This is a genomic window from Curtobacterium sp. MCLR17_040, from assembly GCF_003234735.1.
GTDB lineage: Bacteria > Actinomycetota > Actinomycetes > Actinomycetales > Microbacteriaceae > Curtobacterium > Curtobacterium flaccumfaciens.
On the sequence record NZ_QKTE01000017.1, the window covers coordinates 52,342 to 73,680 of the forward strand.

21 protein-coding genes are annotated in these 21,339 nt (G+C 69.7%); 6 read left to right on the forward strand and 15 right to left on the reverse strand.

The window, feature by feature from the left end; all coding sequences use genetic code 11:
* Nucleotides 1–34: 34 nt before the first annotated feature.
* The 7 genes from DEJ01_RS13940 to DEJ01_RS13970 all read right to left on the reverse strand — a co-directional run bounded on the left by DEJ01_RS13940 (nt 35) and on the right by DEJ01_RS13970 (nt 8,585).
* Nucleotides 35–1,333 (reverse strand): thymidine phosphorylase, encoded by a 1,299-nt coding sequence (locus tag DEJ01_RS13940; RefSeq protein ID WP_111031935.1) that lies wholly within the window; start codon nt 1,331–1,333, stop codon nt 35–37.
* 5 nt (nt 1,334–1,338) lie between these two features.
* Nucleotides 1,339–1,821 carry a cytidine deaminase gene (locus DEJ01_RS13945; RefSeq protein ID WP_111093353.1) on the reverse strand — a complete coding sequence of 161 codons (483 nt, stop codon included), beginning with the start codon at nt 1,819–1,821 and terminating at the stop codon, nt 1,339–1,341.
* A 19-nt stretch (nt 1,822–1,840) separates the two neighbouring features.
* On the reverse strand, nt 1,841–3,133 hold the full coding sequence (locus DEJ01_RS13950; RefSeq protein ID WP_181433029.1) for an ABC transporter permease: 1,293 nt from the start codon (nt 3,131–3,133) through the stop codon (nt 1,841–1,843).
* Complete coding sequence (locus DEJ01_RS13955) at nt 3,130–4,497, reverse strand: ABC transporter permease (RefSeq protein ID WP_181438459.1); 1,368 nt, start codon at nt 4,495–4,497, stop codon at nt 3,130–3,132. The genes DEJ01_RS13950 and DEJ01_RS13955 overlap by 4 nt, the downstream gene beginning before the upstream one ends.
* Nucleotides 4,494–6,014: an ABC transporter ATP-binding protein gene (locus DEJ01_RS13960; RefSeq protein WP_071406403.1), complete on the reverse strand. Its 1,521-nt coding sequence runs from the start codon at nt 6,012–6,014 to the stop codon at nt 4,494–4,496. Before DEJ01_RS13960 ends, DEJ01_RS13955 begins: the two co-directional genes overlap by 4 nt.
* Nucleotides 6,015–6,206: 192 nt before the next feature.
* The gene (locus DEJ01_RS13965) at nt 6,207–7,271 is read right to left on the reverse strand and encodes a BMP family protein (RefSeq protein ID WP_027466452.1); all 1,065 of its coding nucleotides are present in this window, start codon (nt 7,269–7,271) and stop codon (nt 6,207–6,209) included.
* Between the two features lie 198 nt (nt 7,272–7,469).
* On the reverse strand, nt 7,470–8,585 hold the full coding sequence (locus DEJ01_RS13970; protein ID WP_027466449.1) for a mannose-1-phosphate guanylyltransferase: 1,116 nt from the start codon (nt 8,583–8,585) through the stop codon (nt 7,470–7,472).
* A gap of 154 nt (nt 8,586–8,739) precedes the next feature.
* Here DEJ01_RS13970 and DEJ01_RS13975 point away from each other — a divergent pair, with 154 nt between their 5' ends.
* The 6 genes from DEJ01_RS13975 (at nt 8,740) to DEJ01_RS14000 (ending at nt 14,272) form a co-directional block, all read left to right on the forward strand.
* Nucleotides 8,740–9,975: a glycosyltransferase family 1 protein gene (locus DEJ01_RS13975; RefSeq protein WP_258375726.1), complete on the forward strand. Its 1,236-nt coding sequence runs from the start codon at nt 8,740–8,742 to the stop codon at nt 9,973–9,975.
* A gap of 78 nt (nt 9,976–10,053) precedes the next feature.
* Nucleotides 10,054–10,503, forward strand: coding sequence for a succinate dehydrogenase, cytochrome b556 subunit (sdhC, locus tag DEJ01_RS13980; protein WP_017888739.1), 450 nt, complete (start codon nt 10,054–10,056; stop codon nt 10,501–10,503).
* An 11-nt stretch (nt 10,504–10,514) separates the two neighbouring features.
* Nucleotides 10,515–10,961, forward strand: coding sequence for a succinate dehydrogenase, hydrophobic membrane anchor protein (sdhD, locus tag DEJ01_RS13985; protein ID WP_071406401.1), 447 nt, complete (start codon nt 10,515–10,517; stop codon nt 10,959–10,961).
* 49 nt (nt 10,962–11,010) lie between these two features.
* Nucleotides 11,011–12,804 (forward strand): succinate dehydrogenase flavoprotein subunit, encoded by a 1,794-nt coding sequence (gene sdhA / locus DEJ01_RS13990; protein ID WP_027466445.1) that lies wholly within the window; start codon nt 11,011–11,013, stop codon nt 12,802–12,804.
* A gap of 1 nt (nt 12,805) precedes the next feature.
* Nucleotides 12,806–13,579 (forward strand): succinate dehydrogenase iron-sulfur subunit, encoded by a 774-nt coding sequence (locus DEJ01_RS13995; RefSeq protein WP_017888736.1) that lies wholly within the window; start codon nt 12,806–12,808, stop codon nt 13,577–13,579.
* A gap of 51 nt (nt 13,580–13,630) precedes the next feature.
* Nucleotides 13,631–14,272 carry a TNT domain-containing protein gene (locus tag DEJ01_RS14000; RefSeq protein WP_111093355.1) on the forward strand — a complete coding sequence of 214 codons (642 nt, stop codon included), beginning with the start codon at nt 13,631–13,633 and terminating at the stop codon, nt 14,270–14,272.
* A gap of 67 nt (nt 14,273–14,339) precedes the next feature.
* Here the strand turns inward: DEJ01_RS14000 and DEJ01_RS18535 are convergent, their stop codons facing one another.
* The 8 genes from DEJ01_RS18535 to DEJ01_RS14040 all read right to left on the reverse strand — a co-directional run bounded on the left by DEJ01_RS18535 (nt 14,340) and on the right by DEJ01_RS14040 (nt 21,273).
* On the reverse strand, nt 14,340–15,131 hold the full coding sequence (locus DEJ01_RS18535) for a DUF805 domain-containing protein (RefSeq protein ID WP_309147066.1): 792 nt from the start codon (nt 15,129–15,131) through the stop codon (nt 14,340–14,342).
* On the reverse strand, nt 15,128–15,652 hold the full coding sequence (locus DEJ01_RS14010) for a DUF805 domain-containing protein (RefSeq protein ID WP_111054461.1): 525 nt from the start codon (nt 15,650–15,652) through the stop codon (nt 15,128–15,130). The genes DEJ01_RS18535 and DEJ01_RS14010 overlap by 4 nt, the downstream gene beginning before the upstream one ends.
* Nucleotides 15,649–16,233 (reverse strand): DUF805 domain-containing protein, encoded by a 585-nt coding sequence (locus DEJ01_RS14015; protein WP_111093356.1) that lies wholly within the window; start codon nt 16,231–16,233, stop codon nt 15,649–15,651. Before DEJ01_RS14015 ends, DEJ01_RS14010 begins: the two co-directional genes overlap by 4 nt.
* 82 nt (nt 16,234–16,315) lie before the next feature.
* Nucleotides 16,316–16,852 carry a DUF805 domain-containing protein gene (locus DEJ01_RS14020; RefSeq protein ID WP_111088148.1) on the reverse strand — a complete coding sequence of 179 codons (537 nt, stop codon included), beginning with the start codon at nt 16,850–16,852 and terminating at the stop codon, nt 16,316–16,318.
* Nucleotides 16,853–16,972: 120 nt separating this feature from the next.
* Nucleotides 16,973–17,905 (reverse strand): NADP-dependent oxidoreductase, encoded by a 933-nt coding sequence (locus DEJ01_RS14025; protein WP_111093357.1) that lies wholly within the window; start codon nt 17,903–17,905, stop codon nt 16,973–16,975.
* 113 nt (nt 17,906–18,018) lie between these two features.
* Nucleotides 18,019–19,176 (reverse strand): mannitol-1-phosphate 5-dehydrogenase, encoded by a 1,158-nt coding sequence (locus DEJ01_RS14030; protein WP_111093358.1) that lies wholly within the window; start codon nt 19,174–19,176, stop codon nt 18,019–18,021.
* Nucleotides 19,173–19,610, reverse strand: a complete 438-nt coding sequence (locus DEJ01_RS14035; protein WP_071244331.1) for a PTS sugar transporter subunit IIA — start codon at nt 19,608–19,610, stop codon at nt 19,173–19,175. The genes DEJ01_RS14030 and DEJ01_RS14035 overlap by 4 nt, the downstream gene beginning before the upstream one ends.
* Before the next feature lie 88 nt (nt 19,611–19,698).
* Nucleotides 19,699–21,273, reverse strand: a complete 1,575-nt coding sequence (locus DEJ01_RS14040; RefSeq protein ID WP_111093359.1) for a PTS mannitol transporter subunit IICB — start codon at nt 21,271–21,273, stop codon at nt 19,699–19,701.
* Nucleotides 21,274–21,339: the final 66 nt, after the last annotated feature.

The following is a 21,339-nucleotide window of genomic DNA, read 5'->3' on the forward strand; positions in this document are numbered from 1 at the left end:
TGCAGGGAGCCTCCGGTCGGTCGGGTGGCCGGGTTCAGGACCCGATGCGCTCGCGCACGATCGGCCCGCGTGCCGCGGCAGCGGAGCCCTCCGGGCCGATGGTCCACGCACCCTCGAGCGACTCCAACGCGCGCGGGATCCGCGACGCGTCGTCGGAGTGCAGCGTCCAGAGCGGCTGGCCCTCGGTCACGGTGTCCCCCGGCTTGACGTGGAGCTCGATGCCCGCACCGGCCTGCACCGGGTCCTGCGCACGGGCACGACCGGCCCCGAGCCGCCAGGCCGAGACGCCGAACGGCAGCGCGTCCTGCTGCGTGAGGACCCCCGACGTCGGCGCGGTGACGACGTGCTGTTCGCGGGCCACGGGCAACGTGGCGGACGGGTCCCCGCCCTGCGCCTCGATCATCCGACGCCAGGTGTCCATGGCGCGGCCGTCCGCGAGCGCTGCGGCGGGGTCGGCGTCGGGCAGTCCGGCCAGCGTGAGCATCTCGGTCGCGAGTGCCACGGTCAGCTCGACGACGTCGGCGGGGCCGCCGCCGGCGAGCACCTCGACCGACTCCCGCACCTCGAGCGCGTTGCCGATCGTCAGCCCGAGCGGGACCTCCATGTCGGTCAGCAGCGCCGAGGTCGCGACCCCGGCGTCGTTGCCGAGGTCGACCATGGTCTGCGCGAGCTCCCGGGACGCCTCGTACGTCGGCATGAACGCGCCGGACCCGAACTTGACGTCGAGCACGAGCGCCCCGGTGCCCTCGGCGATCTTCTTCGACATGATGCTCGACGCGATGAGCGGGATGCACTCGACCGTGCCGGTGATGTCGCGGAGCGCGTAGAGCTTCTTGTCCGCGGGTGCCAGGCCGGACCCGGCGGCGCAGATGACCGCGCCGACGTCCTGCAGCACCTGCATCATGCGGTCGTTCGAGATGGACGCCTGCCACCCGGGGATCGACTCGAGCTTGTCGAGCGTGCCGCCGGTGTGCCCGAGTCCGCGACCGGACAGCTGCGGCACGGCGACGCCGAACGACGCCACCAGGGGTGCGAGCGGCAGCGTGATCTTGTCGCCGACGCCACCGGTGGAGTGCTTGTCCACGGTCGTCTTGCCGAGCGACGAGAACGACATCCGCTCCCCCGACGCGATCATCGCGAGCGTGAGGTCCTTGATCTCGCGCCGCTCCATCCCGTTCAGGAAGATCGCCATCGCCATCGCGGCCATCTGCGGGTCCTCGACGTAGCCGCGGGTGTACGCGTCGACGAGCCAGTCCACCTCGGCGGTGCTGAGGGCCCCGCCGGAGCGCTTCGTACGGATGAGGTCGACGGTGTCGAACGGCTCGACGGCCATGCGGATCAGTGCTCCTGCTGGTAGGTGGCGAGGGTCCGCGGCCCGAAGGCGTCCGGCAGGACCTCGTCGATGGTGCGGATGCCGGAGAGCGTCTCGAGGAGCATGCCCTCGGTCGAGTGCTCGAACAGCAGCTGGCGGCAGCGGCCGCACGGCATCAGGGTCGCCCCGTCGCCGTCGACGCACGTGAACGCGACGAGCTTGCCGCCGCCGGTCATGTGCAGCTGCGACACGAGGGAGCACTCCGCGCAGAGCGTCACCCCGTAGCTCGCGTTCTCGATGTTGCAGCCGGAGACGATCCGGCCGTCGTCGGTGAGGGCCGCGGCGCCCACCGGGAACGACGAGTACGGCGCGTAGGCGCGCCGCATCGCGGCCGTGGCGGCGTCCCGCAGGGCGCCCCAGTCCACGTCGTCGACCGGGAGGCCCGTGGCGGCGTCCGCCGGGTCGGTGGCGGTGACCGCCTGGTCACCTGCAGCGTGTGCGTCGGTCATGTGTCGTGCCTCCAGGCCGTCAGCTCTTGATGTAGGGCTTGCCGGACGCGGCGGGGCCGCGCGACTGCCCGACCAGGCCGGCCACGGCGAAGATCGTCACCACGTACGGCAGCATCAGCAGGAACTCGCTCGGCACGGGCGAGCCGACCGCGCTGAGCGTGTTCTGCAGGTTCGACGCGAAGCCGAACAGCAGGGCGGCGAGCGTGGCCTTGATCGGGTCCCAGCGGCCGAAGATGACGGCGGCCAGGGCGATGTAGCCCGCGCCCGCTGTCATGTCCTTCGTGAACCCGCCGGTGGCGTCGAGCGTGAAGTACGCACCGCCGAGGCCCGCGATCGCACCGGCGAGGGAGACGTTCCAGAACCGGGTGCTCGTGACGTTGATGCCCACCGTGTCGGCGGCCTGCGGGTGCTCGCCGACGGCGCGGAGTCGCAGACCCCAACGGGTCTTGAACAGGCCGAAGGTGACGACCGCGACGGCGACGTAGGCCAGGTAGACGACGACCGACTGCTCGAAGAAGATCGGTCCGATGATCGGGATCTGGTGGAGCACCGGGACCTCGAACTTCGGGAACCGGATGCCGATGTTGAGCGTCTGCTGGTTCGGGGACAGCACCTGCGAGTACAGGAAGCCGGTCAGGCCCGAGATGAAGGCGTTGATGACGACACCGACGATGACCTGGTCGACGAGGTACTTGATGCTGAACGCCGCGAGGACGAACGACACGAGCACACCCGCGACGAGGGCACCGACGAGGCCGACCCAGGGCGACCCGGTGAGCGAGGCGATGAGCGCCGAGGTGAACGCACCGGCGAGGAACTGACCCTCGATCGCGATGTTCACCACGCCGACCCGCTCGGAGATGACGCCGCCGAGGGCACCGAAGACGAGCGGGACCGCGAGGCCGAGCGCACCGAAGAGCATGCCGGGGATGGTGATCGAGTCGCCGGCGACCGCCCATGCGAGGAAACCGACCACGAAGACGATCGCGAACACCGAGGTCACCCAGAGCGGCACACGTCGCGAGGCACGGGTCTCGACGATCGCGTACACCGTGGCGAGCGCGAGCAGCACGGTGACGACGATCCCGGTGGCCGTCGCCGGCAGCGGGAGGTTCGGCAGCGCGAAGAAGTCGCCCTTCGACGCCAGGCGGAGCGTCGCCGTTCCGGGGCGGTGTCCGAAGCCGAACAGCACGAGCGCGAGCAGCGTGAACACGCCGTACCCGATCGGGAGCTTCCAGCTGCGGGTCGTCTCGACCGGGCGGTCGTCCAGGGGCATGCGCGGCGCGGCCGCGGTGGGGCTGATGGTGCTCATGCGGCGACCGCCTTCTTGCTGGTCTTGCTCGTCTTCGTGCGCTTGCGTGCACCCGGCTGCGGGATCCGGAAGATCGCGCGGACGAGCGGCGGCGCCGCGATGAAGAGGACGATGAGGGCCTGGATGACGCCGACGATGTCGATCGGGATGCCGTTGGCGGCCTGCATGGCGTAGCCACCGTTCTTCAGGACGCCGAACAGGATCGCCGCCCAGAACACGCCCCACGGCTTGGAGCGGCCGAGCAGTGCCACGGTGATGGCGTCGAAGCCGATGCCGGCGTCGATGCCCGAGGTGAAGCCCGTGGTGACGGCACCCTGCACCTGGTAGGCGCCGGCGATGCCGACCAGGGCACCGGAGATGACCATGACCCAGATGGTCAGCGACGGGACGCTCATGCCGGCCACGCGGGCGGCACGGGGGTTCTCACCGATGGTGCGGAACCGGAAGCCGAGCGACGACTTGTTGACGAGCCACCAGACGACGACGACCGCGATGATCGCGACGACGAACCCGAGGTCCACGCCGTACCGCACGCCGAAGAGCTGCGGCAGGAGCGCGCTGTCCTTCGTGGCGGGCGAGATCGGGTTGCTGCTGCCCGGGGCCTGGAGCAGGCCCGGGGTGCGGAGCAGGTAGCTGACCAGGTAGAGCGCGACGTAGTTGAGCATGATCGTGACGACCACCTCGTTCGCACCCGTCCGGGCCTTGAGCACCCCGACGATGCCGCCCCAGACCGCGCCGCCGACGATGCCGGCGAGGATCGTGAGCGGGATGTGGATCGCGGCGGGACCGTCGAACGAGAACCCGACCCAGCCGGCGGCAGCGGCGCCCATCAGGATCTGCCCCTGGCCGCCGATGTTGAACAGTCCGGCGCGGAACGACAGCGCGATCCCGAGCCCGGCGGCGATGAGCGGCACCGAGTAGTCGACGGAGCGCGTGAGCGGCCCGATCGCCTGCTGGAAGGAGTCCGCACCGAAGTTGAACACCGACCCTTGGAACAGCGAGGCGTAGGCGCCGCCGACCGCGGTGCCGATCGCCTGGAGCATGTCGGTGGGGCGGGCGAAGAAGTACCCGGCGGTGGCACGGACGTTCTCGTCCGTCACCGCGATGAGGATGCCGCACGCGACCAGCGCGAGGACGACGGCGAGCACCGTGACGAGCACGGAGCCGTTCAGGATCCCCTGCAGGGCGGCCTGCCAGCGGTCACCACCGGCGCCGTTGCGGCGCTCGGTGTCCTCCGCCGAGTCCGTCATCAGGTGCGGGGTCGACTCGACCTCCTGCAGACGGTCGTCGGTGAGCGGGGCGTCCGCGGTGCCGTGCGCAGCCGGGGTCGGCTGCTGCGTGTTGTCTGGTTCCTGCGCGGTCACGCGGCCAGCTCCGTTCCTTCAGGGATCTCCCCGGCCATCATGAGGCCGAGGACGTCGCGGGGGGTGGTCGCGGGGACGATGCCGACGATGCCGCCGCGGTACATCACGGCTATCCGGTCGGCCAGGGCCACGACCTCGTCGAGCTCGGTGGAGACGACGATGACCGGCACACCGGTGTCGCGGGTGGCGACGATGCGCTTGTGGACGAACTCGATCGAGCCGACGTCGATGCCGCGGGTGGGCTGCGCGGCGACGAACAGCCGCAGCTCACGGCTCAGTTCGCGCGCCAGGACGATCTTCTGCTGGTTGCCACCGGAGAGCCGACCGGCCGCGGTGGTGCGACCCGGCGTCCGGATGTCGAACTCGGCGATCTTCTCGTCGGCGAAGGCGTCGCGCTCGGCCGAGCGGATCGTGCCGGCGCGGACGAACTCGGCGTGGTCGGCCCGGTCGAGCATCAGGTTCTCGGCGATGGTGAACTCGCCGACCAGGCCGTCCTCCTTGCGGTCCTCGGGGACGAAGCCGACGCCGGCGTCGAGCACCTGCTTGACGCTCCGGCCGGTGAGTTCCTTGCCGTCGAGGGTGATGCGGCCGGCGTGGGCGGGCTCGAGGCCGATGATCGCCTCGGTGAGCTCGGTCTGCCCGTTGCCCTGCACCCCGGCGATCGCCAGGACCTCGCCGCGGCGCACCGTGAAGGAGACGTCGTCGACGAGCACGATGCCGGACGGGTCGGTCACGGTCAGGTTCTCGACGACCAGGGCGTCCGCGCCGCCGGTCGCAGGAGCCTTGTCGACCACGAGCGAGACGGCACGGCCGACCATCAGCGCGGCCAGCTCGTTGTTCGTGGCGGTCGGCGATGCCTCGCCGACGACCTTGCCGAGGCGGATGACCGTGATGCGGTCGGCGACCTCGCGCACCTCGCGGAGCTTGTGGGTGATGAAGACGATCGCGGTGCCGGCTTCGCGGAGCTGGCGCATGATGCCCATCAGCTCGTCGGTCTCCTGCGGGGTGAGGACGGCCGTCGGCTCGTCGAACACCAGCACGGAGGCGTCGCGGGACAGCGCCTTGATGATCTCGACGCGCTGCTGCACGCCGACGGGCAGGTCCTCGACCTTGGCGTCGGGGTCGACGTCGAACCCGAAGCGGTCGGAGATCTCCTGCACGCGCTTGCGGGCACCGGCCAGGTCGAGCCGCCCGCCGAAGGTGGTCTGCTCCTGCCCCAGCATGACGTTCTCGGCGACGGTGAACACGGGCACGAGCATGAAGTGCTGGTGCACCATGCCGATGCCGGCGCGCATGGCGTCACCGGGGCCGTCGAAGTCCTGCACCACGTCGTCGAGCAGGATCTCGCCCTCGTCGGCGTCGTACAGGCCGTACAGGACGTTCATCAGGGTGGACTTGCCGGCGCCGTTCTCACCCAGGAGGCAGTGGACCTCACCCGGCTCGACGGTGAGCGAGATGTGGTCGTTGGCGACCAGGGCGCCGAACCGCTTGGTGATGCCGCGGAGTTCGAGCTTCATGTTCGGGAGTCTATTTCTGTCTCGCGCGCGCCACGCGGGCGCACGGTGTCGCGTGCAGCCCGCGGATGCACGATGTGGTGTGCGCCACCGGCGCACGATGTGGTGTGCGCCGCCGGGCGCACGATGTGGTGTGCGCCACCCGGGCGCACGAGAACGCGGGCGAGGGATGCTCCCCCGCCCGCGTTCATCGGGTCAGGACTGGGTCTTGACCTTGATCGAGCCGTCGATGATGCCGGCCTTCACGTCGTCGAGCTCGCCCTGCAGGCCCTTGTCGACCTTGGACTCGAAGTCGTGGAACGGCGCGATGCCGACGCCGTCGTTCTCGAGGGTGCCCACGTACGGGTCCTTCGAGAACTTGTCGTCAGCCGCCTGCTCGACGACGTCCTTCACGGCCGGGCGCATGCCCTTCTCGACCGAGGTGAAGGCGATGTCCTTGTAGCGGGGGTCGGCCTCGTAGAGGTCGCTGTCCGCACCGATCAGGACGGAGCCGTTGTCGGCGTCCTTGATGGCCTCGGCAGCGGACTGGTAGATCGGGCCACCGACGGGCAGGATCACGTCGGCGTCCTGGTCGAGGAGCGTCTGCGCGACCGACTTGGCCTGCGTGCCGGCCTCGAAGCCACCGGTGAAGGAGCCCTTGCCGGTGTCGACGTTCCAGCCGACGACCTTGACGTCCTTGTCCTTCTGCTCGTTGTAGTACTTCACGCCGTCCGCGAAGCCGTCCATGAAGATGGTGACGGTCGGGATCTGCATGCCACCGAAGGTGCCGACGACGCCGGTCTTCGAGTAGGACGCCGCCGCGTAGCCGGCGAGGAACGCCGCCTGCGAGGTGTCGAACGTGATCGGCTTGACGTTCTTCGCGTCGATCGAGTTGTCGTCGATGATCGCGAAGTCGGTGTCGGGGTTCGCAGCGGCCTGCTTCTTCGTGGCGTCGGCCAGGTTGAAGCCGACGGTCACGACGAGGTTGCAGTTCTGGCCGATGAGCTGCTCGATGTTCGAGTCGTAGACGGTGGCGTCCTTCGACTCGGCCTCCTTGTAGGTGGCACCGAGGTCCTTGGCGGCGTCCTTCATGCCCTCGTAGCCGAGCTGGTTGAACGACTTGTCGTCGAACCCACCGGCGTCGGAGACCATGCAGGGGCGGAAGTCGGTCTTCTTCGCCGAGTCGGTGGTGGACGGCGCCGAGGCGCAGCCGGCCAGGACGGCGACGGTGCCGGCGAGCGCGAGGCCGCTGAGGACGACCTGTCGGGTACGAGATGTCACGGGTTGGTTCCTCCGGGGAGCGTGCCCGGACCACGTGCGTTCCGGGCGATCGTGGCGACAGTACACGACCGTCGGGTCGGTACAGGACCCGTTGCGGGGGTCCTGCGGATCGGTTACGGGATCGCGACCCCGCCGAAACGCGCCCGTAACGCGGGGCCACCCACGCACCCCCAGTTCGAGGGGTTTGTCGATGGAGCGCTACAGGACGTCGCCGCGGCCGCTGATCTTCAGGGCATCCACGACGCCCTTGACCCGCTGTGCGTTCGCGCTGGTGGTGACGAGCAGCGCGTCCGGGGTGTCCACGACGACGATGTCCTCGACGCCGATGAGCGAGATGAGCCGCTGGCTGTGCGAGATCACGATGCCGCTCGACGAGTCCGCCAGGATGCGGGCACCGTCCCCGAGCACGGCGAGGTTGTTCGGCCGGCCGCCGGACTGCAGCTTGGCGAGGGAGGCGAAGTCGCCCACGTCGTCCCAGTCGAAGTCACCGGGGACGACCGCCATGCGTCCGGCAGCGGCGGCGGGCTCGGCGACCGTGTAGTCGATCGCGATCTTCTCGAGCATCGGCCAGACGGCATCGACGACGGCGCCGCGGGCCGAGGTGTCCCACGCGTCGGCGAGTTCGTTGATGCCCGCGAGCAGCTCGGGCTTCGTCCGGCCGATCTCGGCGAGCAGCACGTCGGCGCGCGCGATGAACATGCCGGCGTTCCAGAGGTAGTTGCCCTGCTCGACGTACGAGCGGGCGGTGTCGAGGTCCGGCTTCTCGACGAAGGACTTCACCGCGTGTGCGGTCGGGGCACCTTCGATGTCGAGCCCGGCGGTGTCGGCGTTGATGTAGCCGAAGCCGATCGCGGGTTCCGTCGGGGTGATGCCGATGGTGGTGACGTAGCCGGCGCGGGCGACGGCGACGGCTTCGCGGACCGAACGGCGGAAGCCGCGGGCGTCCCCGATGACGTGGTCGGCGGCGAACGAGCCGATGACGACGTCGGGCTCGCGGCGCACCAGGATCGCCGCGGCCAGGCCGATGGCCGCCGTGGAGTCCTTCGGTTCGCTCTCGAGCACCACGTTGTGGTCCTCGACGCCGGGCAGCTGCGACTCCACCGCGACCCGGTGCGCACGGCCGGTGACGACCATGATCCGCTGGTCGCCGGCGAGCGGCGCCAGGCGGTCCCAGGTCTGCCGCAGCAGCGAGGTGCCGGAACCCGTCAGGTCGTGCAGGAACTTGGGTGCGTCCGCGCGCGACAACGGCCACAGGCGCGATCCAATGCCCCCTGCGGGGATGATCGCGTAGAAGTCTTCGAGAGCGTCAGCCACGCGCTCACCGTACCGGTCCCACCGGGCGGATCCTGGGTGGTCTCCGCACGATTCCCGCATGCGGGCTCCCGCAGCGTTGTTCACCCGGCGCGCGCGTCCCGTTCACGTCGTCGGCCCCGCCGGGTCACGTCACGCCCGGAGCATGGGCAGCACCATGAGCGCACGCAGCGTGGAGCGCGGCACGTCCCCCCGGACCGTCGCCGTCGTGACCGAGAGCTTCCTGCCCACCCTCAACGGCGTGACCACCAGTGTCCTGGCGGTCCTCGACCACCTGGAACGACGGGGTCACCGCGCGGTCGTGATCGCCCCGGACACCCCCGGCCTGGCGCAGTTCCGGTCGCGCAGCGCCGTCGAGCGCTACCGCTCCTTCGACGTCCACCGCATCCCCGCCGTCGCCTACCGCCAGTTCCCGGTGGCACTCCCCCACCCGGTGCTCGACACGATCCTCGCCGCCTCCGGCGCCGACGTGCTCCACGCCGCCAGTCCGTTCCTGCTGGGTGGGCGCGCGATCACGGCAGCCGGGAGGCTCGGCATCCCCTCCGTCGCCGTCTTCCAGACCGACGTGGCCGGGTTCGCCCGCCGCAACGGCCTGACCGCGACCGTCCCGTTGGTGCGGAAGATCCTCGGACGCATCCACGCCGGCGCCTCGCTGACGCTCGCCCCGTCGAGCGCGACGGCCGCGATGCTCGCCGAAGAGGGCGTGCCCCGCGTCGCCCGCTGGGGTCGCGGCGTCGACACCGAGCTGTTCCACCCCGCACGCCGGTCGACCGGGCACGTGCGGGCGCTCCGACGCCGCCTGGCCCCGAACGGCGAGACCATCGTCGGGTACGTCGGACGCCTGGCCCCGGAGAAGGAGGTCGAGCGGCTCGCCGAACTCGGCGGCGTCCCCGGCATCCGGGTCGTCGTGGCCGGAGGGGGTCCGTCGCGGGCGATGCTCGAACGGCGGCTCCGGCACCTCGACGTCACCTTCACCGGCCCCCTGCGCGGCGACGCACTCGCCGACGCGTACGCGTCGCTCGACCTGTTCGTGCACACCGGTCCGGCCGAGACCTTCGGGCAGACCCTGCAGGAGGCCCACGCCTCCGGCCTGCCGGTGATCGCACCGGCGTCCGGCGGCCCGCTCGACCTGGTCGCCCCGGGGCTCGACGGCGAGCTCTACGACGCCGATGCGCCGCAGGCCCTGCGGCACGCGGTCCTGCGGCTGCACCACGACCGCGCGCTGGCGGAGCGGATGGGTTCCGCCGGTCGGCTCCGGCTCGAGGGCACCACCTGGGAGGCCGTCGGCGACCAGCTCCTCGACCACCACGACACGGCCCGCACCATCGGCGCGCCGCCCGTCGGACGGGGCCTCCGGGCAGGTCGGGACGAGAAGGTCAGCGCCCGCGCATAGGATGGGTCGTGTTCCACACGAACACGAACGGCAAGGGCTCGCCGATCGGGCGAGCCCGTCCTATGGAAGGACGAGCTCATGGCTGAGCACACCGGCGGGGGTACGGCGACCGCGGTGCCCGACGTCTCGATCGAAGCCCCGCGGGCTTCTCGGACGCCACAGGGCACGCTCTACCGCGGATCGATCGGGATGTGGTCGTGGGTCCTCCACCGCATCACCGGCGTCGCGATCTACTTCTTCCTGCTCGTGCACATCCTCGACACGGCGCTCGTGCGGCTCTCCCCCGAGGCGTACAACGCGGTCATCGGCACGTACAAGACCCCGATCATGAACCTCGGCGAGATCGCGCTGGTCATGGCCATCGTGTTCCACGCCTTCAACGGCCTGCGGATCATCCTGATCGACTTCTGGTCGAAGGGCCCGAAGTACCAGCGGGCCATGTTCTGGATCGTCATGGTCCTGTGGGCGGTGGCGATCGCGGGCTTCCTGCCCCGCCAGCTCATGAACCTCGTCGCGGACTTCAACTGAGGGGCACGAAGATGACCACGCAGATCGTCGAACCTCCCCGCTCGGCCGCAGCCGCCCGCAGCACCACCAACTGGGAGAAGTGGGGCTGGATCTACATGCGCGCCTCGGGCGTGCTGCTCGTCGTGCTGATCTTCGGCCACCTCTTCGTCAACATGGTGGCCGGCGAGGGCGTGAAGCAGATCGACTTCGCCTTCGTCGCCGGCAAGTGGGCCAACCCCTTCTGGAAGGTCTGGGACTCGCTCATGCTGGTCCTCGCCCTCATCCACGGCTCGAACGGCATGCGCACGATCGTCAACGACTACGTGTCGAAGCCGGGCATCCGGAAGACGCTCCTCGTCGCGATCCTGGCCGCCTGCGTCGTGCTGATCGTCCTCGGGCTCCTCGTCTGCTGGACCTTCGACCCGTGCCCCGCCGGCGCCGCTGCCGCCGACCTGCCGTCCTTCTGCCCGGCGCAGTAGCACCACCACCGTTGCTGCCCGCGTTCCCACCGTCTACGGAAAGACCCCTGTGACCGAGACCACCGTCCACCACCACCAGTTCGACATCGTCATCATCGGCGCCGGAGGCGCGGGCATGCGAGCCGCGATCGAAGCCGGCCCGAAGGCGAAGACGGCCGTCATCTCGAAGCTCTACCCCACCCGGTCGCACACCGGTGCGGCGCAGGGCGGGATGGCCGCGGCCCTCGCGAACGTCGAAGAGGACTCGTGGGAGTGGCACACCTTCGACACGATCAAGGGCGGCGACTACCTGGTCGACCAGGACGCCGCCGAGATCCTCGCGAAAGAGGCGATCGACGCCGTCATCGACCTCGAGAACATGGGCCTGCCGTTCAACCGCACGCCCGAGGGCAAGATCGACCAGCGCCGTTTCGGTGGGCACACCCGCGACCACGGCAAGTCCCCGGTCCGCCGGGCCTGCTACGCTGCCGACCGCACCGGGCACATGATCCTGCAGACGCTGTTCCAGAACTGCGTGAAGCTCGGCGTCGAGTTCTACAACGAGTTCTACGCGCTCGACCTCATCATGGTCGACGTCGTCGGTGACGACGGTGTCACCCGCCAGCAGCCGGCCGGCGTCGTCGCGTTCGAGCTCGCGACCGGTGAGCTGCACGTCTTCCACGCCAAGGCGATGATCTTCGCGACCGGCGGCTTCGGCAAGATGTACAAGACCACCTCGAACGCGCACACCCTGACCGGCGACGGCGTCGGAATCGTGTGGCGCAAGGGCCTGCCGCTCGAGGACATGGAGTTCTTCCAGTTCCACCCGACCGGACTCGCCGGGCTCGGCATCCTGCTGACCGAGGGCGCCCGCGGCGAGGGCGCGATCCTCCGGAACGCCTCGGGCGAGCGCTTCATGGAGCGGTACGCCCCCACCATCAAGGACCTCGCACCGCGTGACATCGTCGCGCGCTGCATGGTGCAGGAAGTGGCCGAGGGTCGGGGTGCCGGACCGAACAAGGACTACGTGCTGCTCGACTGCACGCACCTGGGGGCCGAGGTCCTCGAGACGAAGCTGCCGGACATCACCGAGTTCGCCCGCACGTACCTCGGCGTCGACCCGGTCGTCGAGCCGGTGCCCGTCATGCCGACCGCGCACTACGCGATGGGCGGGATCCCGACGAACGTCAAGGCCGAGGTCCTGTACGACAACACCACCGTCGTCCCCGGCCTGTACGCCGCCGGCGAGTGCGCCTGCGTCTCCGTGCACGGCTCCAACCGACTCGGCACCAACTCGCTGCTCGACATCAACGTCTTCGGCAAGCGCTCGGGCAACAACGCCGCCGAGTGGGTCCAGACCGCCGAGTTCCTCCCCCTGCCGGAAGACCCGGCGGCCGGCGTCCGCGGCATGCTCGACCAGCTCCGTGCCTCGACCGGCACCGAGCGCGTCTCCGCCCTCCGCAAGGAACTGCAGGAGGAGATGGACAAGAACGCGCAGGTGTTCCGCACGGACGAGTCGCTCGCCCGTGTCACCGAGACCCTGCACACGCTCCGCAACCGCTTCATGCAGGTCTCCGTGCAGGACAAGGGCAAGCGGTTCAACACCGACCTGCTCGAGGCCGTCGAGCTCGGGTTCCTGCTCGACCTGGCCGAGGTCGTCGTCTACTCGGCGCGCAACCGCAAGGAGAGCCGCGGCGGCCACATGCGCGACGACTACCCGAAGCGCGACGACGAGAACTACATGCAGCACACCATGGCGTACCTGACGGGCGACCCGCACTCGTCACTCGCCGACGACCACATCACGCTCGACTGGAAGCCCGTCGTCATCACGCGGTACCAGCCGATGGAGAGGAAGTACTGAGATGACCGACACCCTGGTCTCCGAGGCACCCCGCACCGACACCGTGCAGGACGCCCCTCCCGGATCCTTCTCCGTCACGGTCATCGTCCGTCGCTTCGATCCCGACGTCGACGACGAGCCGCGCTGGCAGGACTTCGACGTCATGATGCTGCCGACCGACCGCATCCTCGACGCCCTGCACAAGATCAAGTGGGAGCAGGACGGGTCCCTGACCTTCCGCCGCTCGTGCGCGCACGGCGTGTGTGGTTCCGACGCGATGCGCATCAACGGTCGCAACCGCCTGGCGTGCAAGACCCTGATCAAGGACCTCGACGTCTCGAAGCCGATCTACGTCGAGGCGATCAAGGGCCTGCCGCTCGAGAAGGACCTCGTCGTCGACATGGAGCCCTTCTTCCAGAGCTACCGCGAGGTGCAGCCCTTCCTGCAGTCCTCGTCGGCCCCGACGCCCGGCAAGGAGCGTGTGCAGTCCGTCGCCGACCGCGCCCGCTTCGACGACACCACGAAGTGCATCCTCTGCGCCGCGTGCACGTCGTCCTGCCCGGTGTTCTGGACCGACGGGCAGTACTTCGGCCCCGCCGCGATCGTGAACGCACACCGGTTCATCTTCGACTCCCGCGACGACGCCGCGAACGTCCGTCTCGACATCCTCAACGACAAGGAAGGCGTCTGGCGCTGCCGCACGACCTTCAACTGCACCGACGCGTGCCCCCGTGGCATCCAGGTGACGAAGGCGATCTCCGAGGTCAAGCAGGCGATCATGCGCGGCCGCGCGTAGTCCCGGCTCCGTCCAAGGCCCAGCACCACGTCGACCGATAGGCTCCCGACCATGACGTTCGCGGACACCCGCCCCATCCTCGACCAGCTCGGCTACACGACCCGGTACGTGCAGCTCCCCGGCGAGACCCTGCACGAACCGCCGGTCGAGGGGGCGCTCCGCATCGTCCAGCCCGACGCCTCCGGCTACGCGCTCGAGGTGGTCGACTACGGCACGGCTCGTCGTCTCGCGCAGGCCACGGGCGAGGACGACGCGGTCGAGATGCTGCGCCGCTTCCTGAACCGTCCGTTCCCGGAGCCGCGCGACATCCCTCGTCATGAGCTCGAGGGGCTCCGCGACCGCGCAGCGTCGACCTACCCGCAGCTCGCGCAGCAGGTCGCACAGGCCGGCGAGCAGGGGCTGACCATCCAGATCCCGGCCGGTGTCCCCGTCGACCGCATCGGTGGCCCGGACGGCTACCTGCTGCACCCGCTCGACACCCCGCTGCCCAGCCGGTCACTGCCCCCGCACGTGACCTCCTCGCCGGAGACCCACCGCTACGTCGTCGACCGGCCGTTCCTGGTGAACGTCCGCTTCGTCCAACCGTGGTTCGAGCAGCCGGGTGGCGCCCTGCGCTTCCAGGTCGCCGACCCGTCGGCCACCGTGCGTGACCTGGTGGTCGACGGCGCGCTGGTCCGCCTCCGGGTCGTCTGAGCCCACCGATACACGAACAGCCCGCCCCGCGCTCGATGCGTGGGGCGGGCTGTTCTCGTTCGTGGAGCTACCGCAGGTCGGGGCGGTCGTACCGCGCACCGGCCGGGTTCGACGGCAGGCAGCCGAACACGATGGCCGCGGGGCTCGCGATGAGCGACACGAGCCAGAGCGGGCCCGGCAGGTTCGCGTCGTGGAGTCGGCGCCACGCGAGTGCCAGGTTCGGCACGAGGGTGGCGAGCCACCACAGTCCGAAGAGCCCGAGCAGCACGAAGGCGAACGGCGAAGGCGCCCCCGACACGTCGCGCGAGTACCCGTAGTCGTCCACGACGGTGGTGGACGGGCTGGTGGCGATCAGCAGGGCGATGAAGCCCCCGTAGAGCACGATCGTGACGATGGCGTTGGCCAGGAACCAGTACCAGTACTCACTGCGACCGGCACGGCCGTCGAAGCGGGCGTACTTCTTGAAGAACCGGAGGAAGGCGTCGAGGAACCCGATGCCGTACCAAGGGGCCCACAGCGGCGGAACGCCATCCGGGCCGACCGGTATCGGCTCCGCCAGTTGCGGGTACCCACCGACGTACGGCTGGGCGTACTGCTGGTACGGCTGCTGTCCGTAGCCGGGCTGCTGTCCGTAGCCAGGCTGCTGCCCGTAGCCAGGCTGCTGCCCGTAGCCAGGCTGCTGCCCGTAACCAGGCTGCTGTCCGTAACCCGACTGCTGCCCGTAACCCGACTGCTGCCCGTACCCGGGCTGCCCGCCGGAGCCCGGCTGCCCGTGAGCAGGCTGGTCACCGGAGCCCGGCTGCCCCTGAGGCTGACCGCCACCCGGCTGACCCCACTGCGGCATCCCGTCGTTGCTCATCGACCGACCCCGGGCCGGTCGTACCGCGCGCCCCGCGAGTTCGACGGCAGCAACCCGAAGACGATGCCGACGACGCCGACGAACAGCGCGATGATCCAGAGCGCCCCGGACAGGTTCGCGTCGTGCAGGCGCCGCCAGCCGAGGGCGAGCGACGGCACCAGGGTCGCGAGACCCCAGAGCGCCAGCAGGACGAGCACGACCCAGAAGACCGGCGGGACCGGGTCGACGACGGTGATCTCGTTGCCGTAGTAGTCGACGGTCCGGCTGTTGAGCGTGGTGAGGCGGATGACCGTCCCGATGGCCACGAGTGCCCCGGTGACGATCGTGTTCGCCAGGAACCACCACCAGAACTCACTCCGGCTCGCACGGCCGCTGAACGTGGCGTACTTCGCGAAGAAGCGCGCAACTGCCTTCGGGAACGAGATCCCGTACCACGGTGCCCATCGCGGCGGCGTCCCCGCGGCGTCGGTCTGCTGACCGGGCTGCTGCGGGGGCGCCCACTGCTGCGTGCTCTCGGTCATCGGGCGCCCTGCGGACGGTCGAAGCGCGCGCCCTGCGGGTTCGAGGGCAGCAGGCCGAAGACGATGCCGACGATGCCGACGAAGATCGCGATGATCCACAGCGCACCGGGGAGGTTCGCGTCGTGCAGTCGGCGCCAGCCGAGGGCGAGCGTCGGGATGATGATCGCGAGTCCCCAGAGCAGGAACAAGATGCCCGAGATGACGAAGAGCGCGGACGGCTCGGTGACGGTGGACTGGACGCTGGTCGACGTCGAGGACGACATCGACACGGTCGAGCGCTCGGAGGTCGCGAAACCGATGGCGTACAGGATGCCGAGGACGATGCCGACGATCGCGTTGGCGAGGTACCACCACCAGAACTCGCTCCGGCTGGCACGACCGCTGAACGTGGCGTACTTCTTGAAGAAGCGGCCGACGGCCTTGCCGAACGAGATCCCGTACCACGGCGCCCAGAGCGGCGGTTCACCGTTCGGTCCGGTCGGAGGCTGCTGGCCGTACTGCGGCGCGCCGCCGTACTGCGGTGCGCCGCCGAACTGGGCGTTCGGCTGGTTGTTCGGATCCTGCGGGTACTGGTCGCTCACGTGGTCCCCCTCGAGTGTTGGCTGATGTTCGCGTCTGAGTCAACCAGAACTCCTGAGCGGCGGTCAGAACCGGTACCGCGCGTCACCCCTGCAGCGGACGGTCGTACTGCTGCCCCTGCGGGTTCGACGACATCAGCCCGATGATCAACGAGAACAGGATGCCGATCGGCGGGATGATGAACAACAGGGCGAGCAAGCCACTGAGGTTGACGTCGTGCAGCCGTCGCACGGTCAACGCGATGAACCCGAGTGCGCAGGCCAGGCTCCAGAGACTGCCGAGTCCGTCTGAGCCGTCGTCGACGAACGGCAGCACGTCGAACCCGCTGCCGATGATGCCGGCGGCAGCCGAACCGATCAGGTACCAGAGCGCCCAGAACCAGTACTCCGACTGACTGGCCCGACCGTCGAAGCGCACGTACTTCTTCCAGAAGCGCAAGAACGCCTGGGGGAAGGGGATGCCGTACCAGGGTGCCCAGAGCGGCGGCTCGGACCTCCCACCACTCGGCCGACCCGGACCGGGCTGACCGTACTGCCCCGGAGGCTGCTGCCCCCACGGTTGCTGTCCGTACGGGCCCTGCTGCTGGCCGTACGGGTCACGGGGCGGGTACTGGTCGCTCATCGGTCGGTTCCTTCCGGCGCGGCTGTCGGTCCACACAGAGTGTGGCACTCGCCCGCCCCGGTGAGCGTCATCCGCCCGGACGACACCTGACCCGACCGAGGACCTGGCGCGACGATGCTGTCAGGGCAGGAGCGCGAGCTTGCCCCCGGGGTGCCCGGACTCCAGCAGCTCCGCCGCCGCCTTCGCCTCCGCCAGCGGGAAGGTCCGCGCCACCGGGACCTCGAGCTGTCCGGCACCCGCGAGGTCGATGAGCCGCTGCCGCACCGAGTCACGGAAGGCCTTGCTCGCCGGCTGCGCGCCGCCCACCGCGGCGATCCCGTCCGATGCGGCCCGCGCCTGCGCGGCGATCGTCACGATCCGTGACCGGTCCGCGACCAACGCGAGCGAGACGTCGACGGCCTCGTCGGTGCCGACGCAGTCCAGTGCCACGTCGATGCCGGACGGAGCGAGATCACGGACACGCGCCTCCAGGCCGTCGCCGTACGCGACCCACTCGCCACCGAAGCGTCGCACGACGTCCGCACCACGCTCCGACGCGGTGCCGATGACGCGGGTGCCGAGCAGCCGCAGCTGCTGGAGCAGGCTGACGCCGACCGCGCCCGAGGCGCCGTGCACCAGGACGGTGTCGCGCCCCTCGGCGCGGGTGACACGGAGCATGTCGGCGGCGGTCGAGCCGGCGAGGAGCAGGTTGGCGGCCTCCGGGAAGCCGAGCGAAGCGGGCTTCGCGAAGACGTCGACCGCAGGCACCGTGACCGACTCGGCCCAGCCGCCGCTGACGCGGAACGCGAGGACCTCGTCGCCGACCGCTCCCCCACCCGACGAGATCTCGGTGTCGGGGCCGACGGCGGACAGGACGCCGGCGACCTCGTACCCGACGGCGATCGGCAGGTCAGCGGGGTCGCCCTGGCGGGTGTGCTTGGTGTCGGCCGGGTTCATGCCGGCGGCGCGGACGTCGATCGTGACCTCGCCGGGGCCGGGTACCGGCACCTCCGCCTCGACGTACTCCAGGACTTCGCTGCCGCCGAACCGTGGGGCCACCCAGTGCTTCGTCATGCGGGCGACGGTACGCGTCGCGACCCCGGAACGGACGGGAGGCCCGTCACCAGCTGGTGACGGGCCTCCCGTCCGTCCGTGCGGACGTCGTCAAGCCGCCCTTGCGGACGTCATCAGGCGCGCGCGGACCGGATCCGCTCGGTGAACGCGGCGTGCAGCGGGTGCTCCGCGGTGAGACCGGTGATCTGCGTGGCGACGTCCGCGTCGGACGCGTCCGACGCCAACAGCGCCTGCAGTTCGACGCTCTGCTCGTCGTCCGCGACGTCGAAGCGGAGCGCCGCGGCCATCGCGTCGAGGAGCGCGGTCGGCTCGGTGCCGTCCTCGGCCAGCGCGGCGGCGGGCGAGACGAACCGCTCGTCGCGCGACAGCTTGCGGAGCGGCTGACGGCCGACGCGGGTCACCGTGTCGGGCAGGTGCGGGTTCTCGAACCGGCCGATGATGGCCTGCACGTACGCGCGGTGCACCTCGGGGTCGAGCTCGTGCCGGCGGATGAGCAGGTCGCTCGTCTCGGCGAGCACGGACTCGAGCTCGGAGCGCACGGCGGGGATCGCGATGGCGTCCGAGATCTTGTCGGCCCCGGCGACGAAGCCGTGGTACGCGACGGTGGCGTGCCCGGTGTTGACGGTGAAGAGCTTGCGCTCGATCGAGGCGGCGAGGCCGTCGACGTAGTGCGCGCCGGGGATCTCCGGCTCGTTCCCACCGAACGGCGTGCGGTCGATGGCCCACTCGAAGTAGGTCTCGACGGTCACGTCGAGTCCGCCGCCCTCGGGCTGCGCGGGCACGATGCGGTCGACGGCGGTGTTCGCGAAGACGGCCTTGGCCAGGGCGGCCTCGCGGCCGTCCTCGGGCAGGGCGGCGACGATGAACTCGCGCAGGCGGTCCGTGGCGTTGAGGGCGTTCTCGCACGCCATGACGGCGATCGGTGCGGCGTCCGCGTCGCGGGCGACGAGCGCACGGGCGATGACCGGGGCGATGAACTTCAGGACGTTCGGGCCGACGGCGCACGTGACGATCGCGGCCTTCGCGACCTCGGCGACCACGCCGTCCTCGTCCTGTGCGCTGTTCAGCGCGCGGAAGTTGGTGACCTCGTGGTCCTGGGCGCCTGCCCCGACCTCGTGCACGGTGTACGAGTCGGCTGCGGCCAGGGCGTCGATGAGCGTTGCGGCGACGTCGGCGAAGACGACCTCGTACCCGGCCTCGTGGAGCAGGAGCCCGACGAAGCCACGGCCGATGTTGCCGGCGCCGAAGTGGACGGCGGTGCTGGTGCTCACTCGTTGACCTCTCCGAGGATCGAGAGGATCGCAGCGGTGTCGGCCGCGTCGGTGAGCTTCTGGACCTCGTCCTCGTCGGAGAACACGATCGCGATCTTCGACAGGATGTCGAGGTGCTCGTTGTTCACGCCGGCGATGCCGACGACGAAGCGCACGGGGTTGCCGTCCCAGTCGATCGGGCTGGCGTAGCGGATGAACGACAGGGCGGACGACTTGATGGCGTCCTTCGCGTCGTTGGTGCCGTGCGGGATGGCGAGGAAGTTGCCCATGTAGGTGGACACGCTCTTCTCACGCTCGAGCATGGCCGGGTAGTAGTCGGCCGTGACCGCGCCCGCAGCCTCGAGGATCTCGGCCGCCTCCTTCATCGCTTCCGACTTGGTCGGCGCGGTGTCCTCGGTGTGGATGCGGATCTGGCTCTCCTGCAGGACGGGCATCGGGGGTTCTCCTTGTGTTGAGGACGAGATGGAGGGGACGGGTCAGCCCCGTCCCCTCCGATACTGCACTTCGTTACTGGTTGTGGCGTTACTGGTTCTTCAGCTGCTCGACGACCTGGTCGTACTGCGGAGCGTTCATGAAGTTGCCGACCGACACGTGCTGCGCGTTCGGGTTCTTCTGCTTCGCGCGGTCCGTCAGTTCTTCCTGCGTGATGATCAGGTCCTCGTCACCGGACAGGTTCGCGATCGCCTTGTTGGAGACCGTGACCCCTTCGATGCCCGCCTTCTTGATCTTGTTGCGCAGGACGCTGGCGCCCATCGCACTCGAGCCCATGCCGGCGTCGCACGCGAAGACCAGGTTCTGGACCTTCGTCGCCGTCGCCGTGCTCGCCGAGCCGACGCCGCCGAGGGAGGCCTCGGCCTCTTCGTCGTTGGCCGGGGAGTTGTTGCCGAGCAGGCCGGCGGTCGCCGAGTTGACGTCGCGGCCCTTGTTGGCCTGGAGCTTCGCCATGGCGGCGCTCATGTCACCGCCGTTGCCGGAGGCGAGGTCACGCTTGCGGCTGGCGAGGAGGAAGAACGACGCGACCGCGAAGGTGACGGCGGCGGAGAGGACAACCGAGAGGATGACCCCGACGAAGCTGTCCTTCGCTGTGGCACCGAGCACAGCGATGATCGAACCGGGCGACGCCGGAGCGACGAGCCCGGACTTGAAAGCCACGTTGGTGGCGACACCGGTCGCACCACCGAGGATGACGGCGATGAACATGATGGGCTTCTGCAGCACGAACGGGAAGTAGATCTCGTGGATGCCACCGAAGAACTGGATGATGATCGCGCCGGGAGCGGTCGAGCGGGCGATACCGACACCGAAGAACGTGAAGGCCAGCAGCAGACCGAGGCCCGGACCGGGGTTCGCCTCGAGCAGGAACAGGATCGACTTGCCCGACTCCTTGACCTGGTCGGCCCCGAGCTGGTCGAGCACGCCGTGGTTGATGGCGTTGTTCAGGAAGAACACCTTGGCCGGTTCGATGATGACGCTGGCGATCGGCAGGAGCGAGTGCTGCACGAGGAAGTCGACAGCTGCGCCGAGTCCGTTCGCGACGGCCTTGAAGACCGGAGCGAGGAGGAAGAAACCAGCCATCGCCAGCGCGAAACCGAGGATGCCGGCCGCGTAGTTGTTGACGAGCATCTCGAAGCCAGGCTTGATCTTGCCGTCCCAGATCCGGTCGATCTGCTTGATCAGGTAGGCACCGAGCGGACCACAGATCATCGCGCCGAGGATCATCGTGGTGGGGTTCTTCTCGCCCGCGTTGGCCCCGAGGATGACACCCATGGTCATGATCGAGCCGACGACGGCGCCGCGGGTCTCGTAGACCATGCGACCACCCTGGATGGCGATCGCGAGCGGGATCAGGTAGGTCAGGATCGGGCCGACGACGCCGACGTTGGCGATGCCGTTCGTCTCACCGAACCCGCCGAGGATGCCGACGGGCGTCCACCCGGTCTCGATGAAGAAGGCCGTGATGATGCCCCACGCGATGAAGATCGCGATGTTGGGCATGACCATGCCGGAGAGGAACGTGCCGAACTTCTGAACGGCGACGCGTGCGCCGCCCCGCGACTTCGCGGGTGCGTCGGGCGCTGCAACGGACGACGTTGTCATGTGCGGTGACTTTCTGTGTGGTGGAGCTGCTGCGTGGTGCTGGGAGGGGTGGTGCTGGGGGTGGTG